The organism is Asaia lannensis NBRC 102526 (assembly GCF_024054035.1).
GTDB lineage: Bacteria > Pseudomonadota > Alphaproteobacteria > Acetobacterales > Acetobacteraceae > Asaia > Asaia lannensis.
On the sequence record NZ_JAMXQU010000025.1, the window covers coordinates 1 to 813 of the forward strand.

The window sequence follows — 813 nt, forward strand, 5'->3', positions numbered from 1 at the left end:
CTAGGTCGTGTTGACAAAAGGGGTATCCAGAGGGGCTGCATTCTGATTCAAGGCTGCTTTTTATGGGGCAGCCATGGATCGCGGAGACCTATCGGACGCAGAGTGGGACGTGGTTGGGTCGCTATTGCCGCCTGAGCGAGGCCGGTGGGCGCGGCCTGCGGGCGACAACCGCCGTTTCCTGAACGGCATGCTCTATGTATTGCGCGTCGGCTGCCCTTGGCGAGACATGCACGAGCGCTATGGCAAGTGGAATTCGGTCTATGTCCGCTTCCGCCGCTGGGCCGAGCAGGGCGTATGGGACGCAATGCTGCAGACGCTGGTCGATCTGGGCCTCACCAATGACTGGCAGCACATGATCGATAGCACCAGCGTTCGCGGCCACGTCTCGGCTGCGGGCGGAAAAGGGGGGCTCGTGCGAACGCTCTTGGTCGATCACGCGGCGGTTTTACAAGCAAGATCCACGCCCGGGCAGACAATCAGGGACGCCCTCTCGGTTTCATCCTGACCGGTGGTGAGGCATCGGACTACACCAGCGCCGAGCCGCTCATGGCGATCCCGGCCGCTACGCCGAGGGCATTGCTGGCAGACAAAGGATACGATGGTGACGGTTTCCGCCAGAGCCTGCTGATGCGGGGCATCCTACCGATCATCCCGCCACGCGCGAACCGTAAAGCGCCAGAGCATCCCGACTATCGCCGCTATCGGGACCGAAACCGCATCGAACGTATGTTTGGCAAGCTCAAGCAGCAACGCCGCATCGCCACCCGCTACGACAAGAGCGTTCTGTCTTTCGAGAGCTTCCTCAATCTCGCC

General features: G+C 61.9%; 1 protein-coding gene. It reads left to right on the plus strand.

Annotation, left to right across the window (positions count from 1 at the left end):
- Positions 1-73: 73 nt before the first annotated feature.
- Positions 74-813, plus strand: a protein-coding gene (locus NF685_RS14230; RefSeq protein WP_252850137.1) for an IS5 family transposase whose coding sequence is annotated in 2 segments (ribosomal slippage) — positions 74-395 and positions 395-813 — 741 coding nt annotated over the 2 segments. Because the reading frame shifts where the segments join, the coding sequence is not laid out codon by codon here. This gene is flagged as partial in the annotation.